Origin of the sequence: Kitasatospora sp. NPDC086791 (assembly GCF_040685975.1) — a bacterium.
In the GTDB taxonomy this organism is placed as follows: Bacteria; Actinomycetota; Actinomycetes; order Streptomycetales; family Streptomycetaceae; genus Kitasatospora.
Window position 1 is genome coordinate 52,342 of record NZ_JBFBOC010000017.1, and the last position, 17,120, is coordinate 69,461.

Consider the following 17,120-nt stretch of genomic DNA (forward strand, 5'->3'; position numbering starts at 1 on the left):
CCATCGCCGTTGCCCGAAAGGGGACTTCGCCGTGTCCGTCGCCGTGGAAGAGCAGGTCACGTACCTCGAACTGTCCGAGGACGAGGGGAGTGCGCACAAGTTCTACGAGGTGCGACTCGCCGGTGCGGTGGTGACCGTCCGGTACGGGCGGATCGGCGAACCCGGGCAGAGCAAGGCCACCAGCTACCCGAGCGCCGAGAAGGCGGCCGCCGCGGCCGCGAAGAAGGTCGGCGAGAAGGTCCGCAAGGGCTACGCCCCCGCCGTCCAGGGCGTGCGCCAGCGCCGCGCGGTGACCAGGCGGCAGATCGTCAGCAGCCGCTCGACCGCCCACCAGGCGCCGCTGCTGTGGCGGTTCCGCTCCGGTTCGCCCGCCTTCGGGATCTTCGTCGGCGAGGAGCACGCCTGGGTCGGCAACGAGCGCGGCGACGTCTACACCCTCACCCACGACGGCGAGGTCACCGCCCGCTACGGCCTGCCGGACGGCGTCAAGTGCATCGTCGCGGACGACTGGTGGATCTACGCCGGCTGCGACGACGGCAAGGTGTACGACCTGGGCGGCAAGGTCCCGCGGGTCGCGTACGAGATAGCCCAGGACGTCGACATCTACTGGCTCGACATCCACGACGGGGTGCTCGGCGTCGCCGACGAGCGCGGCGGCCTGACCACGGTGGACCACGAGGACGAGTTCCAGTGGCGTCGTCAGGCCGACGGCCGGTCCGGCTGGATGGTGCGCTGCGACACCGACGGCGTCTACCACGGCCACTCGCGCGGCGTCGCCCGCTACGACAACCGCAGCGGGGACCCGCGCTGGCACACCCCCACCAAGGGCGAGGTGCTGTTCGGCTGGCAGGAGGCCGAGGAGGTGTTCGCCGGCACCGGGCGCGGCTGGGTGCACCGGCTGCGCAAGTCGGACGGCGCCGAAGTGGCCGCCTACCGCTGCGACGCCGCGGTCTTCTCCTGCGCGGCCTCCCCGGACGGCGAGTACGTCTTCGCCGGGGACAACCACTCCTCGGTGTACTGCTTCGCCGCCGACGGCACCCGGCTGTGGAAGCTCGCCACCGGCTGCGGCTCGGCGTACAGCATGCAGTACCGGGACGGCCGGCTCTACCTGGTCACCACCGACGGCTCGCTGGCCTGCCTGGACGCGAGCGAGCAGGCCGTCCGGGCGGCCGAGGGCGGCACCCTGCCGAAGACCGCCGAGGTCAAGGGCGCAGGATGGGAGCCGGTGCTGGCGGGCGCGGAGCTGGAGACGGTCGTTTCGGCCCCGGGTGGCGCGGCCGGTGGCGGGATCGAGGTGGAGTGCGTCCAGGACGGCACCCGGCTGCGGGTGCGGGTGCTCTCCCAGGGCTACGACCCGACCTGGCGGGTGCAGTTCCCGAAGGACATCCGGGTCCCCGGTGCGCGCTACCTGGTCGCCGAGGTGCGGGAGTCCGCCTCGGGCGGCTTCTACCGGGCGCGCGGCGAGATCAAGCGCCTGCTCTGACCCGGGCCTCGGGCGGCCGCCCGGGGGGTAGCGGCCGCCCGAGGAGTCTTCGGGACACGCGGGTCGGGTGAGGTCGACCGGGCCGGGGCCGGATCGGTGAGCCCGATCCGGTGAGCCGGGATGTCAGGTGAGGCGGAGCACCAGCTTGCCGGTGTTCTCGCCGCGGAACAGCATCCGGAAGGTCTCCGGGAAGTCGTCCACGGTGCCCTCCACCACCTGCTCCTTCACCTTGATCCGGCCGTCGCCGATCCAGCCCGCGATCTCGGCGGCCGCCTCCCCGTACCGGCGGGCGTAGTCGAACACCACGAAGCCCTCCATCCGCGCCCGCCGCACCAGCAGCGACAGGTAGTTGGACGGGCCCTCGACGGCGTTCTCGTTGTTGTACTGGCTGATCGCCCCGCAGACCACCACCCGGGCGTGCAGGGCGAGCCGGGTCAGCGCGGCGTCCAGGACCGGCCCGCCGACGTTGTCGAAGTAGACGTCGATGCCGTCCGGAACGTGCGTGCGCAGCGCCTTTCGGACGTCCTCGGCGCGGTAGTCGATCGCGGCGTCGAAGCCCAGCTCCCCGGTGAGCAGCGCGCACTTCTCGGGGCCGCCCGCGATGCCGACCACCCGGCAGCCCTTCAGCTTGGCGATCTGCCCGACCATGCTGCCGACCGCCCCGGCGGCGCCGGAGACCACCACGGTCTCGCCCTCCTTGAGCGCCCCGACGTCCAGCAGCCCGAAGTAGGCGGTCATGCCGGGCATCCCGAGGGCGCCGAGGTACGTCGACAGCGGCGCGAGCGCGGGATCCACCGTGATCGCCCCCTTGCCGTCCGACACCGCGTACTCCTGGACCCCGAAGGCCCCGACCACGTGGTCCCCGACCCGGAACCCCGGGTGGTTCGACGCGACGACCTCCACCACCGAACCCGCCCGCATCACCTCGCCCAGCCCCACCGGCGGCAGGTACGACGGCCGGTCGTCCAGCCACCCCCGCATCGCCGGATCCAGCGACACGTACCGCGTCCGCCCCAGGAACTCCCCGTCCCCGGGCACCCCCACCGGCTCGCTCCCGTGCGCCCAGTCCTCCGCCCGGACCTCCCCGACCGGCCGCCGGGCAAGGCGGATCTGACGGTTGACGGCGGTGTCTCCGGTCATGACGTCTCCTGGTGCGCATTCGGCTCTGGAACTCGACCGCCCGATTCTAAGCAAGCGCTTATTCATCTGACCAGAGCCGGGAACCCACGGAACACAGCCGGGTTCTGAGGCCTTACGGGCGTAGGCCGTGGCGGCGGCCGCCCCGGGGGTCAGCCCTCGGCGGGGGCCGGGGCGGGGCGCCAGCCGAGGGCCGGGCCGAGCCGGGTGGCCAGGTCGGTGAGGATCTGCACGTAGTCCCGGTGTTCGAAGGTGAAGGGCAGCGCGAAGGCGACCTCGTCCACCTCCCGGTAGCCGGCGTGGGCGTGCAGTCGCTCGACCAGTTCCTCGGTGGTGCCGACCAGGTCGGGGGCGAACAGCAGCCGGCCCGGTCCCTGCGGGGCGAGCGTGCGCGCGGTGCGGGCGAGGGCGTACGCCTCGTAGCGGGCGCGCTGGTCGGGCGTGGCGCTGTCGGTGGGGATGACCACCAGCCCCTGGGAGACCCGGGCGCGTTCGCCGTCGGGGTGGCGCTCGCGGAAGGCGCGGATCTGGGCGGCCTGGATCGCGGCGAAGTCGAACGGTCCCCCGTCAGCCCCGGTCGCTGCGCCGTCCGTCCCGGTCGGTCCCCCGTCCTCCGTCCCGGCCTCGCCGCTCTCGGCCTTCACCACGCTGCTGGTGAGGAGGTTGAGCCCCTGGTCGCCGGCCCAGCGGGCGGAGCGCAGGCTGCCCGCGCCGTACCAGAGCCGGGAGGCCAGGCCGGGGGAGTGCGGTTGGACCCGGCGGGAGTACACCTCGATGCCCTCGGTGCCCGCGAAGTCGGAGGCGTCCTCGCCGCGGACCAGGGCGATCAGCCGCTCGGCGCGGCGGGGGCCGAAGTCCTCCTGCCCGCCGGTGTCGGGGTGGAGCGCGCCGCGCACGTGCTCGTAGTGGGTGGGCGGGCCGACACTGAAGCCGGGGTTGAGCCGGCCGCCGGACAGGACGTCCACGGTGGCGAGGTCCTCGGCGAGCCGCAGCGGGTTCTCCCAGCCGAGCGGGGTGACGGCGGTGCCGAGCTGGATGCGGCTGGTGCGCTGGGTGGCGGCGGCGAGGACGGCGACGGGGGAGGAGATCCCGAACTGGAGGTGGCGGTGGCGCAGCCAGGCGCTGTCGAAGCCGAGCTGCTCGCCGAGCGTGATGAGCTCCAGGGTGGACTCGTGGCCGCGGCGCGGGTCCGCCTCGTCGAAGAGTCCGATGGTCAGGAAGCCGAGCTTGCGCAGCGGGCGGGGGTCCGGCGACATGGTGGGCGGCTCCGCGGGGTGTCGAGGCGGCCCCGGGGAAGGGCCGGACCAGTGGTGCCCTTCGAACGTAGGCGCCCGCCGCCCGGCCCGACAAGATCGGCACGCGATCCGGACAACGGGCGGTCACGGGCGGCCACGGGGAGCAACGTGCGGCAATGTGCGGCAACAGCCGGAAACGGCCCGCAACACGGGGACGCGGGTGCGGGGCCATCGCCCGGGCGGCGGCCCCGCACCCGCGAGGGCCGGTCAGCAGCTGCGCAGCTCCGGGCTCTGGTTGCGGATCTGGTTGTGCAGCGAGGTGAACTCGCGGTACGCCTCGCTGTCCTCGGCGCCGGGCCGGAAGGCGCCCACGCGGTGGCAGTTGACGAAGGCGAGCTTCACGCCGAAGTGGTCCTCCAGGCTCCCCCGGATGGCGTTGCTGGCGAGCGCGCGCAGCAGCTGGGCCCGCTCCTCGTCGCTGGGGGTGGTGTTGTCGGTGGTGAACTCGTCCTCGCCGGCCGCGAGTTCGGTGCTGAGGCCGGCGACGACCTGGTAGGCGTAGGGGAGCGAGGCGCGGACGGTGTCGAGGAAGGCGGCCTCGTCGACCCGGCCCTCCTGGGCCTGGGCGAGCAGGGCGGGCGAGACGTCGAGCGACATGGGTGTCCTCTTTCGGGGGATCAAGGGATCAGGGGAGCAGGGGCGCCAACGGGCAGGACCCATCCGCACTGGTTATCGAAGATGAAAACCGTTGCGGATAAGACTCTCCCGCTCTTCCCGACGCCCTGTCAAGCACCGCCCCCCGAAGGACTGACGCCGGTCGCCGCGGGCAGTCGGCGGACCTTGATGACGAGCGTCGCGATGACGACCGCCATGGCGGCGAAGACCAGGCCCATCTGGAACGCGCTGGCGATGCCGTGCACCAGCACCTGCGAGGAATAGGGCTGCGGCAGCTGCCCGGTGGCCTTGAAGCGCAGCGCCTCCTGTGGGGTGGCCTGCCGGAGGAACGCCCCGACCTGCTGCTGCGCCTCGTTGCGGCTCGCGGTGCCGAAGACCGTGATCAGGATCGACAGGCCCAGCGAACCGCCGACCTGCTGGGTGGTGTTGAGCATGCCGGTGGCGGCGCCGGTCTCGTGCGGGGCGACGTGGGAGACGGCGGTGAGTATCGCCGGGACGAAGATGGAGCCCATGCCGAAGCCGAACAGCAGGGTCGGACCGAGGATGCCGCCGACGTAGGTGGTGTCGAGGTCGATCTGAGTGGCCCAGGCGACTCCGGCCAGCACCAGCACCGAGCCGGTGACCAGGAACGGCTTGGGGCCCCACCGCAGTTGGTTGCGGGCGGCGATCTGGGCGGCGGCGATGATGGCGACGCTGATCGGCAGGAAGGCGAAGCCGGCCCGCAGCGGGCTGAAACCGAGGATCTCCTGCACGAACAGGGTGATGAAGAAGAAGATGCTGAACATCGCCGCGGCCACGCAGAGCATCAGCCCGTACGCGCCGGAGCGGTTGCGGTCGCGGAACAGGTGCAGTGGCGTGATCGGCTGCGGCACGTGCCGCTCGTTGAGCAGGAAGGCGGTCAGCAGGACGACGGCGAGGCTGAACGCGGCCAGCGTCACCGGGTCCGTCCAGCCGTGCTCGGAGGCGCGGATGAAGCCGTACACCAGCGAGACCATGCCCACGGTGGAGGTGAAGGCGCCGGTGAGGTCGAAGCGGCCGGGGTGGCGCGCGGACTCGTTGATGTAGAGCGGCGCCAGCAGCGCGATCGCGATGCCGATCGGCACGTTGACGAAGAACACCCAGCGCCAGGAGAGCCAGGACGTCAGCATGCCGCCGAGCAGCAGCCCGATCGCGCCGCCCGCGCCCGCGACGGCGGAGAACACGCCGAAGGCCCGGTTGCGTTCCGGGCCCTCCTTGAAGTTGGTGGCGATCAGCGCGAGCGCGGTCGGCGAGGCGATGGCGGCGCCGAGGCCCTGCAGGGCGCGCGAGGCCAGCAGCCAGGCGGAGGAGGTGGCCAGCCCGCCGAGCAGCGAGGCCGTGCTGAACACCAGGACGCCCACCATGAACACCCGCCGGCGGCCGAGGATGTCGCCCGCCCGGCCGCCGAGCAGCAGCAGTCCGCCGAAGGTCAGCGTGTAGGCGTTGATGACCCAGGACAGGTCGGTGGTGTTGAACTTCAGCGCCTGCTGGATGTGCGGCAGCGCGATGTTCACGATCGTGATGTCCAGGACGACCATCAGCTGGGTGGCCGCGATGACGGTGAGGGCTATCCCTGGGTGCTGGCCCCGACGTGCGGTCGCGGGCGGAGCCGTGGCCAGGGCACGCGAGGTGGCCATGGCAGGTTCCCCAATGGCTCGGGAGCGAACGATGGGAGGGGAGCGGAATCGTCCACCTCCACCGACACTAGCTCCGGGAGATAGGGAACACAACCGTTCATTACGGACAAGCAGCGATTTCCGGACAATCCGCGATCAGGGGGTGTGCGGGGTCGACGCCGCGCGCCTGCGCCGCTCGGTGGCCCCCAGCCACGCCACCGCTGCGACGATGATCACGGCGAGGACCAGGCTGACCGGTCCGGTGCCGAGGTCCAGGCCGCCGCGGTCGCGGCTGACGCCGGCCCAGTCGGCGAAGCAGGCGCCGAGCGGGCGGGTGAGGACGTAGGCCCACCAGAAGGTGAGCACCGGCCCGAGGCCGACCAGACGGTGGGCCAGCGCGGGCAGCGTGATCAGGGCGGCGAACAGCAGGCCCGAGGGCAGGTAGCCCCAGCCCAGGGTGGCCGCGGTCAGGTCGCCGACGGCCGTGCCGAGCGCGAACGAGGCCATGACCGCGCACCAGTAGAAGACCTCGCGCTTGCCGCCCGCGACCGTCTCCACGGCGAGCGTCCCCGCCGACAGCCGCCAGAGCGCGAACACCAGGGCGAGGACCACGGCGAACGCGCCCGCCGAGGCGGCGTACGGCACCCCGAGGGCGACGTGCGCGACGTCGGCGGCCATGGTCCCGAACACGCTCACCATGACCACCGCCGCCCAGTACACCGCCGGGACGTAGCGCCGGGTCCGGGCCTGCGCGAACAGGGCGGCGGCGAGCAGCAGCCCGGCCGAGCCGACCGCCGGGACCGGCCCCAGGACCCGGGCGAGGTAGTCGGAGGTGGTCTCGCCCATGCCGGTGGTGAGGATCTTGACGACCCAGAACACCGCCGTCACCTGCGGGACCTTGCTCAGGACGGCCCGCGCGGGGACGGCACGGTCGCGGCTGCCCGCGTGGGGGGTTGTCATGGCGCCCACGTCGACGGGGCTCCCTTCTGTACGGCTCTGTACGGCTCTGTTCGGCCTTGTACGGCGCGGCCCGGCCGCGCCCGGTCGGTGGTCGGTGATCGGCTGCCGCGGTCAGCCGGTGTGGACGGAGCTCCCGCCGACGACGGTGTTGCCGGTGACCGTGCCGGTGGCCCCGTCCACGGTCACCGCGTGCCGCACCCCGTCCGGGCCGACCACCACGGCCCGCCAGGCCCGGCCGCCGCCCTGCTCGGCGACGGTCGCCAGCGACTCCACCCGGCCGCCGGCGACCGCCGAGGAGGCCTTGGCCACGGCGTCGGCGGCCTCGGTCGACGGCAGCGGCGCCGGCGCCCCCTGCCCGTTCGGCCCGCCGTCCTCGCCGTCGGCGCGGACCCCGTGCCCCCGGTGGCCGTCCCGGCTGTCGCGCTGCTGCGGGCCCTCGTGCCGCTGCCGGCCGTCGTGCCGGCTCTTGGCGTCGTACTGCTCCCGGTCGCCGGCCGCGGACGTCCGGCCGTCGCCGTGGCCCTCGTGCTCGTGGTGCACCGCCACCGCGGCCACGCCGCCGCCGAGCGCCACCGCCGCCGCACCGACCACGACCCAGCGCGCCGACCGGCCGCGCACCCAGCGCGCGGCGATCCCCAGGCCGGTGCGCGTCCGCCCCGGACGACCCGCGCCCGGCCGCTTCTGCGACCCCTGCGGCTCCTGCGACCCCTGCAGCTCCTCGGCCCCGAAAGCTCCGCTCACCACACACACCCCGATCCTGCGACGCCCCGGGCCGTCCCCGGGTGACTGCGCAAGGATGTCCGGGCGTAGCTGAAGATCGGCTGAAGACCTGAAGACCCCTTCAGTCGGCCGCTCCGGCGACCTGCGACCCTGGTGGGCATGCGCGTACTGGTGGTGGAGGACGAACGGCGGCTGGCGCTGGCCCTGCAGCACGGGCTGACCGCGGAGGGGTTCCGGGTCGACGTGGCCCACGACGGCCCGTCCGGCCTCGCCCGGGCCATGGACCACGCCTACGACGTCGTCCTGCTCGACATCATGCTTCCCGGCCTCAACGGCTACCGGGTGTGCTCGCGGCTACGGGCCTCCGGCAGCGACGTCGGGATCCTGATACTCACCGCCAAGGACGGCGAATGGGACGAGGCCGAGGCGCTGGACACCGGTGCCGACGACTACCTCTCCAAGCCGTTCTCGTTCGTGGTGCTGGTCGCCCGGCTCCGGGCCCTGGCCCGGCGCATCGGCAGCCGCGCGCCCCGGCGCACCGTCCTCGGCGACCTCGTGGTGGACTCCGCCGCCCGCACCTGCACCCGGGCCGGCGCCACCGTCCCGCTCACCCCGCGCGAGTTCGCCGTCCTCGACCACCTCGCCCGCCGGGCCGGCGAGGCCGTGTCCAAGCGGGAGATCCTCGACGCGGTCTGGGACAGCGGCCCCGACAGCGACCCGAACACCGTCGAGGTCCACGTCAGCGCCCTGCGGCGCAAGATCGACACCCCGTACGGGCGATCCGCGGTGCAGACCGTGCGGGGCACCGGGTACCGCCTGGCGGCCGACGGTGGCTGACCCGACCCCGACCCCGACACCGGCCCGCCGCCCGACCGGCGGGGCCCTACGCCGACGCCTCGCCCGCCCGTTCCGCCTCGCCCGCCCGTTCCGCCCCGCCCGCAACCCCCGGCTCGCCGCCTTGCTCGACCGCCTGACCCCGCGCTCGGTCCGGGCCCGCACCACCCTCGCCGCCTGCCTGAGCGTCGCCGTCGTGCTCGCCGTCGCCTCGGCCGCCGTCGTCCTGCTGCTGCGCGCCAACCTGGAACGCACCGTCGAGGCCGGCGCCCGCGAGCAGGCCGCGGCCGTCGCCCGCCTCGCCGAGGACGGGCGGCTGCCCGGTCAGCTCCCGCTCGACCACGGCACCGACTTCATCCAGGTCGTCGACGCGCACGGCACGGTGGTCGCCGCCAGCCAGAACCTGACCGGTCACCCGGCGGTCGCCCCCACCGGCCATCCGGACGGCCACAGCACCTTCAACCTCCGTGCCCTGGGCGACGAACACCACCAGCGCGTCACCACGGTCACCGCCACCACCCCGACCGGTCCCGTCACCGTCCACGTCGGCGCGGCGCTGCGCACGGTCGACGCCGCCGAGGACCTCACCTCGGCGGCGCTCGCCGGGCTGAGTACGGTCCTGCTGCTCACCGTCGGCGCCCTCACCTGGCGGGCCACCGGACGGGCCCTGCGCCCGGTCGAGGCGATCCGCGCCGAGGTCTCCGCCATCGGCGACCGCGACCTGGACCGCCGGGTGCCCGAACCCGGCAGCGAGGACGAGATCGCCCGGCTGGCCGGCACCATGAACGCCATGCTCGAACGGCTCGAAGCCGCGGGCGTCCGGCAGCGCCGCTTCATCGCCGACGCCTCCCACGAACTGCGCAGCCCGCTGACCGTCCTGCGCACCCAGCTCGAAGTCGCGCTCGCCCACCCCGATCCCGACGTGCGCACCGACCTGGTGGCCGGCGCGCTGGAGGACACCGAACGCCTCCAGTCCCTCGCCGCCGACCTCCTGCTGCTCGCCCGCCTGGACACCACCGACCACGGCTGGCCCGACGAACCGGTCGACCTGGCGGAGCTGGTGCACAGCACGGTCACGGCCCGCGGCCCCGGGCCAGTCCCGGTCACCGTGCACGCCCGGGTGCCGGTCACCGCCCCGGGCAACGTCCTGTGGCTGGGCCGCCTGCTGACCAACCTGCTCGACAACGCCCAGCGCCACGCCCGGCACCGGGTCACCGTCCGGCTCACCGCGGACCGGGCCTCCGGTGAGGCGGTCCTCGACGTGGCCAACGACGGACCCCCGATCGACTCCGCCGACCGCGAGAAGATCTTCGAACGCTTCGCCCGGCTCGACGACGCCCGCAGCCGGGACGACGGCGGCGCCGGCCTCGGCCTGCCGATCGCCCGCGACATCGCCGCCATCCACGGCGGCACCCTCACCGTCCACGACGCGCCCGGCGTGACCACCTTCCGCGCCCGCCTGCCCGTCACGGCCGCTCCGCCCACCCGCCGAACCCCGGGCTGACGGCCCCCGGCTGACGGCCCCCCCCGCCCGGCCCGGCGCCGCGTCCGGCGGCAGCGGCCGCACGCACGGCCGCCCCGGAAGTCGCCTTCCGGGGCGGCACGGTACGCGCGGGCCTCAGCCCGTGACGGGCCGCAGCGCGGCGGCCACCGTCGTGGCCATCCCGCCCGATCCGTTGTAGGAGCCGACGGTGGCGTCGTTGAGGGCGTTGACGATGTCGTCCCCGGCGACCTGGTTGTCGTCGCCGACGATCACGGTCCCGTCGTTGCCGCCGGTGGCCTGGGCGGCCGCCATGGCGGAGGAGGCCACCCCGGTCGTCCCAGTCGTCCCGCCCGATCCGTTGAAGGAGCCGACGGTGGCGTCGTGGCCCGCGTTGACGATGTCGTAGCCGGCGACCTGGTTGTCGTCGCCGACGATGACCGTCCCGTGGTTGCCGCCGGAGACGACCTCGGCGCTCGCGACGGTCGGCACGGCGGCGAGGCCGGCGGCGGCGAGCAGGACCAGCGTCCCGGTGATGCGACGGTTCATGGGGGGAATTCTCCGTTTCTGTCAGCTGATGTCCCTGTTCGGGCGAAGGCGACAGTAGGCGCCGCCCACCGGCGTGCCGGGCGATGGTCCACCGCCCGTGGCGTGTCGGCCCGGGTCGCCGGGGGCCGGTCGGATCAACACCAGGGGCAGCGGGGGCGGCGCGGCGGGTTCGCCCGTCCGGCTGGCCGACGGCGCGGCACGCCCGGGCCCGCCGGGGCCCGCGGGCTAGGGTCGGCGGGGCCGGTCCGCCCCACCACGGGAGAACGATGCCGAGGGTCCCCAGTCTCCGCACCCGATGGGCGAGCGCCGCCGCCGGGCTGGCCGTCGTCGCGTCCGCCCTGACGGGTTGCGGGAGCAGCGGGCAGAGCGGCCCGGTCACGCTCGACTGGTACAACTTCCCGGACGACTCGGGCGCCCTCCAGCAAGCCGCCGACCGCTGCGGGCAGCAGTCCGGCGGGCGCTACACGATCCGCTACGACAAACTGCCCCGGGGCGCGGACGGCCAGCGCCAGCAACTGGTGCGCCGGATGGCCGCGCACGACACCGCGGTGGACATCCTGGGCCTGGACGTCACCTGGCCCGCCGAGTTCGCCGAGGCCGGCTGGATCCGCGAGTGGACCGGGGCGATGCGCGAACAGGGCACCGCCGACACGCTCGACGCGGCCGTGCGCACCGCGACCTGGCACGGCCGACTGTACGCCGTGCCGTACAACTCCAACACCCAACTGCTCTGGTACCGCGACGACTTGGTCCAGACCCCGCCCAAGACCTGGGCCGCGATGCTGGCCGCGGCCCAGGAGCTGGCCCGGGCCGGCAAACCGCACTACGTGGAGATCCAGGGCGCCCAGTACGAGGGGCTCACGGTCTGGTTCAACACCCTGATCACCAGCGCGGGCGGCTCGATCCTCACCCCCGACGCGCAGGCGCCCTCGCTCGGCGCGCCCGCCGTCGCGGCCACCACGGTGATGCACGACCTGGCCACCTCCCCGGCCGCCGACCCCTCGCTGCCGAACCAGATGGAGGACCAGAACCGGCTCGCCATGGAGTCCGGCACCGCCGCCTTCGAACTCAACTACCCCTTCGTCTACCCCTCGATGAAGGCCAACCGGCCCGGGCTGTTCCCGCACTTCCGCTGGGCCCCGTACCCCGCGGTCCTCCCCGACCGCCCCGCGACCGTCACCATCGGCGGGATCGACCTCGCGGTGGGCGCCTACAGCCGGCACGCCGACCTCGCCTTCGAAGCCACCCTGTGCCTGCGCGACCGGGAGAACCAGCTCACCAACGCGCTGAAGGGCGGCCTCCCACCCTCCCTGCGCAGCCTCTACCAGGCGGCGGAACTCACCAGCAGCTACCCCTTCGCCGCCGACGTGCTCGCCGCCCTCGACACGGCGAGCATCCGGCCACAGACCCCCGCCTACCAGAACGTCTCGATCGCCATCTCGCACACCCTCTCCCCGCCCGCCGACATCCGCCCGGAGCAGGACGTGGCCGACCTGCACAGGCAGATCCAGGACGCCCTCGGTTCGAAGGGGCTGATCCCGTGACACCGCCCACCGCCTCCCGCACCACCGCCTCCCGCACCCCGGCAGGCCGCGCCCCGGCCGGGCCCTCCCGCGGCTCCCGCCAGGAACGCCGGCTGGGCCTGCTGCTCTGCGCCCCCGCGGTCGTCGTGATGCTCGCCGTCACCGCCTACCCGATCGGCTACGCCGTTTACCTCTCGCTGCAGCGCTACGACCTGCGCTTCCCCGAACAGGCGCACTGGGTCGGGCTCGCCAACTACGGCGCCGTGCTCAGCTCGCCGTACTGGTGGCAGGCACTCGGCGTCACCGTGCTGATCACCGTCGTCTCGGTCGCCGTCGAGCTGGTCCTCGGCCTCGCCCTCGCCCTGGTGATGCACCGTACGGTCTTCGGCCGCGGCACCGTCCGCACCGCGGTCCTGGTGCCGTACGGGATCGTGACCGTGGTCGCCGCCTACTCCTGGCAGTACGCCTGGACACCCGGCATCGGCTACCTGGCCGCCCTGCTGCCCGAGGGCAGCGCCCCGCTGACCGAACAGTGGCCCGCCATCGGCCTGATCATCCTCGCCGAGGTGTGGAAGACCACCCCGTTCATGGCCCTGCTGCTGCTCGCGGGCCTGGCCCTGGTGCCCGACGAGACCGTCCGGGCGGCGATGGTCGACGGCGCGAGCTTCGGGCAGCGGCTGCGCTTGGTCATCCTGCCGCTGATGAAGCCGGCCATCCTGGTCGCCCTGCTGTTCCGCACCCTGGACGCCTTCCGGATCTTCGACAACATCTACGTGCTGACCGGCGGCTCCAACGGGACCGCCTCGGTCTCGATCCTCGGCTACGACAACCTGTTCACCGCGCTCAACCTGGGCATCGGCTCGGCGATCTCGGTCCTGATCTTCGTCTGCGTCGCGCTCATCGCGCTGGTCTTCGTCAAGCTCTTCGGCGCGGCCGCCCCGGGCGCCGAACCGGAGCGCCGATGAGCACCCGTCGCGCCCGCACGCGCACCGGCTGGGGCATCGCCAACCTGGTCGTCGTGCTCTACGCGCTCTTCCCGGTCTGGTGGATCGTGGCGCTCTCCTTCAAGGCCCCGGCCACCCTCTCCGACGGCGACTTCGTGCCGCGCAGCTGGACCTGGGCCAACTACCGCGGCATCTTCCAGACCTCGGAGTTCACCCGGGCCCTGGTGAACTCGATCGGGATCGCGGTGATCGCCACCACCATCGCCGTCGTCCTCGGCACCATGGCCGCCTACGCGGTGGCCCGGCTGCGCTTCCCCGGCAAGCGGCTGCTGATCGGGATCTCCCTGCTGATCGCGATGTTCCCGCCGATCTCGCTGGTCTCGCCGCTGTTCGACATCGAGCGGGCGCTCGGCCTCTTCGACACCTGGGCCGGGCTGATCATCCCGTACATGACCTTCTCGCTGCCGCTGGCGATCTACACGCTGTCGGCGTTCTTCCGGGAGATCCCCTGGGACCTGGAGAAGGCCGCCAAGGTCGACGGCGCCACGCCCTGGCAGGCGTTCCGGCTGGTCATCGCCCCGCTGGCGGCGCCCGGTGTGTTCACCACCGGCATCCTGGTCTTCATCTTCTGCTGGAACGACTTCCTGTTCGCGATCTCGCTGACCTCCACCACCTCGGCCCGGACCGTACCGGCCGCCATCGCCTTCTTCACCGGAAGCTCCCAGTTCGAGCAGCCGACCGGCTCGATCGCGGCCGCCGCCGTGGTCATCACGATCCCGATCGTGGTCTTCGTGCTGCTCTTCCAACGCCGTATCGTCGCCGGGCTCACCGCCGGCGCAGTCAAAGGTTGAGACCGCCCCACCCGGCGGACCAGGAAGGCGGACCGTGGCCGAGATCGTCCTCGACGGCATCACCAAGCGCTACCCCGACGGCTCCCTCGCCGTCCACGACGTCAACCTCACCATCGCCGACGGCGAGTTCGTGATCCTGGTGGGCCCGTCCGGCTGCGGCAAGTCCACCACGCTCAACATGATCGCCGGGCTGGAGGACATCACCGAAGGCACCCTGAGCATCGCCGGACAGGTCGTCAACGACCGCGCGCCCAAGGACCGCGACATCGCGATGGTCTTCCAGAGCTACGCCCTCTACCCGCACATGAGCGTGCGCGACAACATGGGCTTCGCGCTGCGCCTGGCCAAGGTCGACCGGGCCACCATCACCGCCAAGGTCGAGGAGGCCGCCCGCATTCTCGACCTGACCGCGCACCTGGACCGCAAACCCGCCAACCTCTCCGGCGGGCAGCGCCAGCGGGTCGCGATGGGGCGGGCGATCGTCCGCGACCCCAAGGCCTTCCTGATGGACGAGCCGCTGTCCAACCTGGACGCCAAGCTCAGGGTCCAGATGCGCACCCAGATCGCCGCGCTCCAGCGCCGCCTGGGCACCACCACCGTCTACGTCACCCACGACCAGGTGGAGGCGATGACCCTCGGCGACCGGGTGGTCGTCCTGCGGGCCGGCGTCGTCCAGCAGGTCGGCTCGCCGCAACAGCTGTACGACGAGCCGGTCAACCTCTTCGTCGCCGGATTCATCGGCTCGCCCGGGATGAACTTCCTCGGCGCCGTGCTGGAGGAGAACGCGCTGCGCACCTCGCTGGGCGCGCTGCCGCTGGACGACCGCACCCGGCGTGCCCTGGAGCGCGCGGACGCGCCGCGCGAGCTGATCGTCGGCATCCGGCCCGAGGACTTCGAGGACGCCGCCCTGGCCGGGCACGTCGGCGGGGTCACCTGCACCGTCACCGTCGAGGTCCGCGAGTCCGTGGGATCGGACGTGTACGTCCACTTCGCGGAGGAGGGCGGGCCGGCGCCGACCGAGGAACTCGCCGAGCTCGCCGCGGACTCGGGCCGGGCCGACACCGGCATGCGGGAGCACCGGGTCGTCGCACGGCTGAGCACGGCGACCCGCGCCGTCGAGGGCGGCCCGCTGGAGCTGTGGGTCGACACCGCGCGGATCCACGTCTTCGACCCCCGCGGCGGAGCCACCCTGACCCACCCGGAACGCCTGGCGGGGTAGCCCGCGGCCCCGGGAGGGCCGGCCTACGGCGTACCGCCCTCCTGGCGGCCCATCCACTCCGCGATGGCCTGCTCGGTGCGGGCGAGGGCGTCGGTCGGGCTGAACTGCAGCAGCTCCGTCCCGGCGTCGACGTACGGCCGGTGCCCCGGCGGCTGGTAGAACGCGTCGCCGGCCTCGTACACCTCCTCGTGGTCCGCGAAGACGTAGCGCATGCGTCCGGCGATGACGTAGCCCCAGTGCGGACACTGGCAGAACCCGTCGGGCAGGGACTGCAGCGGCCCGTCGAGGTCGGCGTCGGCGCCGAAGGAGACGAACTCGACCGTGGAGCCGTTCATCTCCGCACGGCGGTCGGTCACCGGTCCGAACTCCTGGATCTGCGTCGCCGATTGCTTGGACACCTTCGGCATCGGTGGCTCCTCTCCGTGACGGCCCCGGGGACTTCCCCTCGTTCCGAGTCGACCACCGCGCGGGGCGGGGCGCATCCGGGGTGGAGGCCGGAGCGTGCGTCGCCGGAGCGCGCCCCGCCGGGCCGGGGGAGGTCCGGACCGGCGGCGCGCGCGGTGGGTGGGCGGTGTCGGGCCGCGGCCGGGGTGTCAGGCCCGGTGCAGGAGCGGGCGGAGCCCTCCGGTGCGCAGGCGGCCGACCGCCGGGGCGGCGAGGCGACGGGCCGTGGCGGTCGCCGCGAGCGAGACGAGGGCGCCGGTGACCAGGGCGACCGCGACGTCGTGCGGGTAGTGGGCGCCCACGTAGACGCGGGAGGCGGCCATCAGCAGCGCGGCGAGCGCGGCGACGGCGGCCAGCCGCCGGTCGACCAGCACGAGGGCGGCCGCGACGGCGGCGGCGACCGTGGTGTGGTTGGAGGGGAAGGCCCAGTCGTCCGGCGCGGGGCAGGCTTCGAGGAGGAAGTCGTGCGGCAGGGCCCGGCACGGGCGGGGCTCGGTGAACACGCTCTTGATGCCGTCGTTGACCAGGTAGGCGAGGACGGCGGCGACCGGAGCGGCGAGCGCGGCGGCCATCGTGGCATCGCTCCCGCGGCGGGCGGTCCACCAGCCGGCCAGCATGAACAGCGCGAACAGGCCGATGCCGTAGCTGGTGTAGGCGGTCACCGGGCCGTTCAGCCACGGGGTGTGGCGGGCGAAGTCGGTGACCGCGGTGTAGAGGCTGCCGTCGATGCCCGCGCCGTCGAGGGCGGCGAGCTGGGCGGGAGTGGTCATGGGTGCGCTGTTCTCCGAGGGTGCGGGCGGCCGGCGGGCCGCCGTGGTGAACGAGTGGGTCCCTGGACCAGTCGTCCGGATGACGGACGGATGTCCGGGACATGAACGTCTACAGCGGCGTAGACGCGCGAGGGGTGGGTGTGGTTGCCGGTCGGTCAGGGCTCTTCTCCGCCCCTACGAGGGGAACCGGCCGAGGTGCGCGGCGGCGGTTGCCGGAGTTCTCTGCCGTCAGCGGGGGGTTCGGGCCGCCGCGCGAACCGGCGGCGAGGGCCGGCGGCTCGCGTGACGGCCCCGGCGGGAACCCGCACGAGAGCAAGGGAGCGGTGACATGGCTGTGGTGATGTCGATGCGGTTGCCCGGGGTCACCCCCGGGCAGTACGACACCGTGCGGGACGCGGTCCGCTGGGAGGAACTCGCGCCCGCCGGGGCACACCTGCACGTCGCCTGGTTCGACGCGCAGGCCCTGTGCGTGACCGACGTGTGGGAGTCCCAGCAGGCCTTCGAGACCTTCTTCGCCGAACGGCTGGCAGCCGAGGTCCAGAAGGCCGGCATCGCCGGCGAGCCGGAGGTGGTGTTCAGCCCGCTGCACCGGCGCTGCGTCGCCCCGGGCGTCAGCGGCGCCGCGTAACCGGGCACAGCGGGACCGGACACCGCGTGACCGG

17 protein-coding genes are annotated in these 17,120 nt (G+C 73.5%); 8 read left to right on the plus strand and 9 right to left on the minus strand.

Annotated elements, in window-relative coordinates:
• The first annotated feature begins 31 nt into the window (after nucleotides 1-31).
• The gene (locus AB0Q99_RS22135; RefSeq protein WP_363574318.1) at nucleotides 32-1,483 is read left to right on the plus strand and encodes a WGR domain-containing protein; all 1,452 of its coding nucleotides are present in this window, start codon (nucleotides 32-34) and stop codon (nucleotides 1,481-1,483) included.
• Nucleotides 1,484-1,606: 123 nt separating this feature from the next.
• Here AB0Q99_RS22135 and AB0Q99_RS22140 read toward each other — a convergent pair whose 3' ends face one another.
• The 6 genes from AB0Q99_RS22140 to AB0Q99_RS22165 all read right to left on the minus strand — a co-directional run bounded on the left by AB0Q99_RS22140 (nucleotide 1,607) and on the right by AB0Q99_RS22165 (nucleotide 7,865).
• A complete protein-coding gene (locus AB0Q99_RS22140) occupies nucleotides 1,607-2,623 on the minus strand; it encodes an NADP-dependent oxidoreductase (RefSeq protein WP_363574320.1) in 1,017 nt (338 codons plus the stop codon).
• 149 nt (nucleotides 2,624-2,772) lie between these two features.
• Nucleotides 2,773-3,876, minus strand: a complete 1,104-nt coding sequence (locus tag AB0Q99_RS22145) for an LLM class flavin-dependent oxidoreductase (RefSeq protein ID WP_363574322.1) — start codon at nucleotides 3,874-3,876, stop codon at nucleotides 2,773-2,775.
• Nucleotides 3,877-4,122: 246 nt separating this feature from the next.
• The gene (locus AB0Q99_RS22150) at nucleotides 4,123-4,512 is read right to left on the minus strand and encodes an SCO5389 family protein (protein ID WP_363574324.1); all 390 of its coding nucleotides are present in this window, start codon (nucleotides 4,510-4,512) and stop codon (nucleotides 4,123-4,125) included.
• A gap of 128 nt (nucleotides 4,513-4,640) precedes the next feature.
• Nucleotides 4,641-6,185: an MFS transporter gene (locus tag AB0Q99_RS22155; protein WP_363574326.1), complete on the minus strand. Its 1,545-nt coding sequence runs from the start codon at nucleotides 6,183-6,185 to the stop codon at nucleotides 4,641-4,643.
• 135 nt (nucleotides 6,186-6,320) lie between these two features.
• Entirely contained in the window at nucleotides 6,321-7,124 is an 804-nt protein-coding gene (locus AB0Q99_RS22160; RefSeq protein ID WP_363574328.1) for a hypothetical protein, read from the minus strand.
• A gap of 111 nt (nucleotides 7,125-7,235) precedes the next feature.
• On the minus strand, nucleotides 7,236-7,865 hold the full coding sequence (locus AB0Q99_RS22165; RefSeq protein ID WP_363574330.1) for a hypothetical protein: 630 nt from the start codon (nucleotides 7,863-7,865) through the stop codon (nucleotides 7,236-7,238).
• 138 nt (nucleotides 7,866-8,003) lie between these two features.
• On the opposite strand from AB0Q99_RS22165, the gene AB0Q99_RS22170 reads away from it, so the two are divergent.
• Entirely contained in the window at nucleotides 8,004-8,681 is a 678-nt protein-coding gene (locus tag AB0Q99_RS22170) for a response regulator transcription factor (RefSeq protein WP_363574332.1), read from the plus strand.
• Nucleotides 8,674-10,182 carry an ATP-binding protein gene (locus tag AB0Q99_RS22175; RefSeq protein ID WP_363574334.1) on the plus strand — a complete coding sequence of 503 codons (1,509 nt, stop codon included), beginning with the start codon at nucleotides 8,674-8,676 and terminating at the stop codon, nucleotides 10,180-10,182. The genes AB0Q99_RS22170 and AB0Q99_RS22175 overlap by 8 nt, the downstream gene beginning before the upstream one ends.
• 114 nt (nucleotides 10,183-10,296) lie before the next feature.
• Here AB0Q99_RS22175 and AB0Q99_RS22180 read toward each other — a convergent pair whose 3' ends face one another.
• Entirely contained in the window at nucleotides 10,297-10,707 is a 411-nt protein-coding gene (locus AB0Q99_RS22180; protein WP_363574336.1) for a hypothetical protein, read from the minus strand.
• Nucleotides 10,708-10,973: 266 nt separating this feature from the next.
• On the opposite strand from AB0Q99_RS22180, the gene AB0Q99_RS22185 reads away from it, so the two are divergent.
• The 4 genes from AB0Q99_RS22185 (at nucleotide 10,974) to ugpC (ending at nucleotide 15,244) form a co-directional block, all read left to right on the plus strand.
• Nucleotides 10,974-12,251, plus strand: a complete 1,278-nt coding sequence (locus tag AB0Q99_RS22185) for an ABC transporter substrate-binding protein (RefSeq protein WP_363574338.1) — start codon at nucleotides 10,974-10,976, stop codon at nucleotides 12,249-12,251.
• Between the two features lie 92 nt (nucleotides 12,252-12,343).
• Nucleotides 12,344-13,195, plus strand: coding sequence for a sugar ABC transporter permease (locus AB0Q99_RS22190; RefSeq protein WP_363574462.1), 852 nt, complete (start codon nucleotides 12,344-12,346; stop codon nucleotides 13,193-13,195).
• Complete coding sequence (locus AB0Q99_RS22195) at nucleotides 13,192-14,025, plus strand: carbohydrate ABC transporter permease (RefSeq protein ID WP_363574340.1); 834 nt, start codon at nucleotides 13,192-13,194, stop codon at nucleotides 14,023-14,025. The genes AB0Q99_RS22190 and AB0Q99_RS22195 overlap by 4 nt, the downstream gene beginning before the upstream one ends.
• 34 nt (nucleotides 14,026-14,059) lie before the next feature.
• Nucleotides 14,060-15,244 (plus strand): sn-glycerol-3-phosphate ABC transporter ATP-binding protein UgpC, encoded by a 1,185-nt coding sequence (ugpC, locus tag AB0Q99_RS22200; protein WP_363574342.1) that lies wholly within the window; start codon nucleotides 14,060-14,062, stop codon nucleotides 15,242-15,244.
• Nucleotides 15,245-15,267: 23 nt separating this feature from the next.
• Here the strand turns inward: ugpC and AB0Q99_RS22205 are convergent, their stop codons facing one another.
• Both AB0Q99_RS22205 and AB0Q99_RS22210 read right to left on the minus strand, forming a co-directional pair.
• Nucleotides 15,268-15,651 (minus strand): hypothetical protein, encoded by a 384-nt coding sequence (locus AB0Q99_RS22205; protein ID WP_363574344.1) that lies wholly within the window; start codon nucleotides 15,649-15,651, stop codon nucleotides 15,268-15,270.
• 186 nt (nucleotides 15,652-15,837) lie between these two features.
• Nucleotides 15,838-16,458, minus strand: coding sequence for a phosphatase PAP2 family protein (locus AB0Q99_RS22210; RefSeq protein WP_363574346.1), 621 nt, complete (start codon nucleotides 16,456-16,458; stop codon nucleotides 15,838-15,840).
• A 328-nt stretch (nucleotides 16,459-16,786) separates the two neighbouring features.
• Between AB0Q99_RS22210 and AB0Q99_RS22215 the strand changes: the two genes are divergently transcribed.
• Nucleotides 16,787-17,086 (plus strand): hypothetical protein, encoded by a 300-nt coding sequence (locus AB0Q99_RS22215; protein ID WP_363574348.1) that lies wholly within the window; start codon nucleotides 16,787-16,789, stop codon nucleotides 17,084-17,086.
• Nucleotides 17,087-17,120: the final 34 nt, after the last annotated feature.

Coding starts and splice junctions, on each gene's coding strand:
- AB0Q99_RS22140 (WP_363574320.1), bottom strand. CDS start 2,623: ATGACCGGAGACACCGCCGTCAACCGTCAGATCCGCCTTGCCCGGCGG.
- AB0Q99_RS22145 (WP_363574322.1), bottom strand. CDS start 3,876: ATGTCGCCGGACCCCCGCCCGCTGCGCAAGCTCGGCTTCCTGACCATC.
- AB0Q99_RS22150 (WP_363574324.1), bottom strand. CDS start 4,512: ATGTCGCTCGACGTCTCGCCCGCCCTGCTCGCCCAGGCCCAGGAGGGC.
- AB0Q99_RS22155 (WP_363574326.1), bottom strand. CDS start 6,185: ATGGCCACCTCGCGTGCCCTGGCCACGGCTCCGCCCGCGACCGCACGT.
- AB0Q99_RS22160 (WP_363574328.1), bottom strand. CDS start 7,124: ATGACAACCCCCCACGCGGGCAGCCGCGACCGTGCCGTCCCCGCGCGG.
- AB0Q99_RS22170 (WP_363574332.1), top strand. CDS start 8,004: ATGCGCGTACTGGTGGTGGAGGACGAACGGCGGCTGGCGCTGGCCCTG.
- AB0Q99_RS22180 (WP_363574336.1), bottom strand. CDS start 10,707: ATGAACCGTCGCATCACCGGGACGCTGGTCCTGCTCGCCGCCGCCGGC.
- AB0Q99_RS22185 (WP_363574338.1), top strand. CDS start 10,974: ATGCCGAGGGTCCCCAGTCTCCGCACCCGATGGGCGAGCGCCGCCGCC.
- AB0Q99_RS22195 (WP_363574340.1), top strand. CDS start 13,192: ATGAGCACCCGTCGCGCCCGCACGCGCACCGGCTGGGGCATCGCCAAC.
- AB0Q99_RS22205 (WP_363574344.1), bottom strand. CDS start 15,651: ATGCCGAAGGTGTCCAAGCAATCGGCGACGCAGATCCAGGAGTTCGGA.
- AB0Q99_RS22210 (WP_363574346.1), bottom strand. CDS start 16,458: ATGACCACTCCCGCCCAGCTCGCCGCCCTCGACGGCGCGGGCATCGAC.
- AB0Q99_RS22215 (WP_363574348.1), top strand. CDS start 16,787: ATGGCTGTGGTGATGTCGATGCGGTTGCCCGGGGTCACCCCCGGGCAG.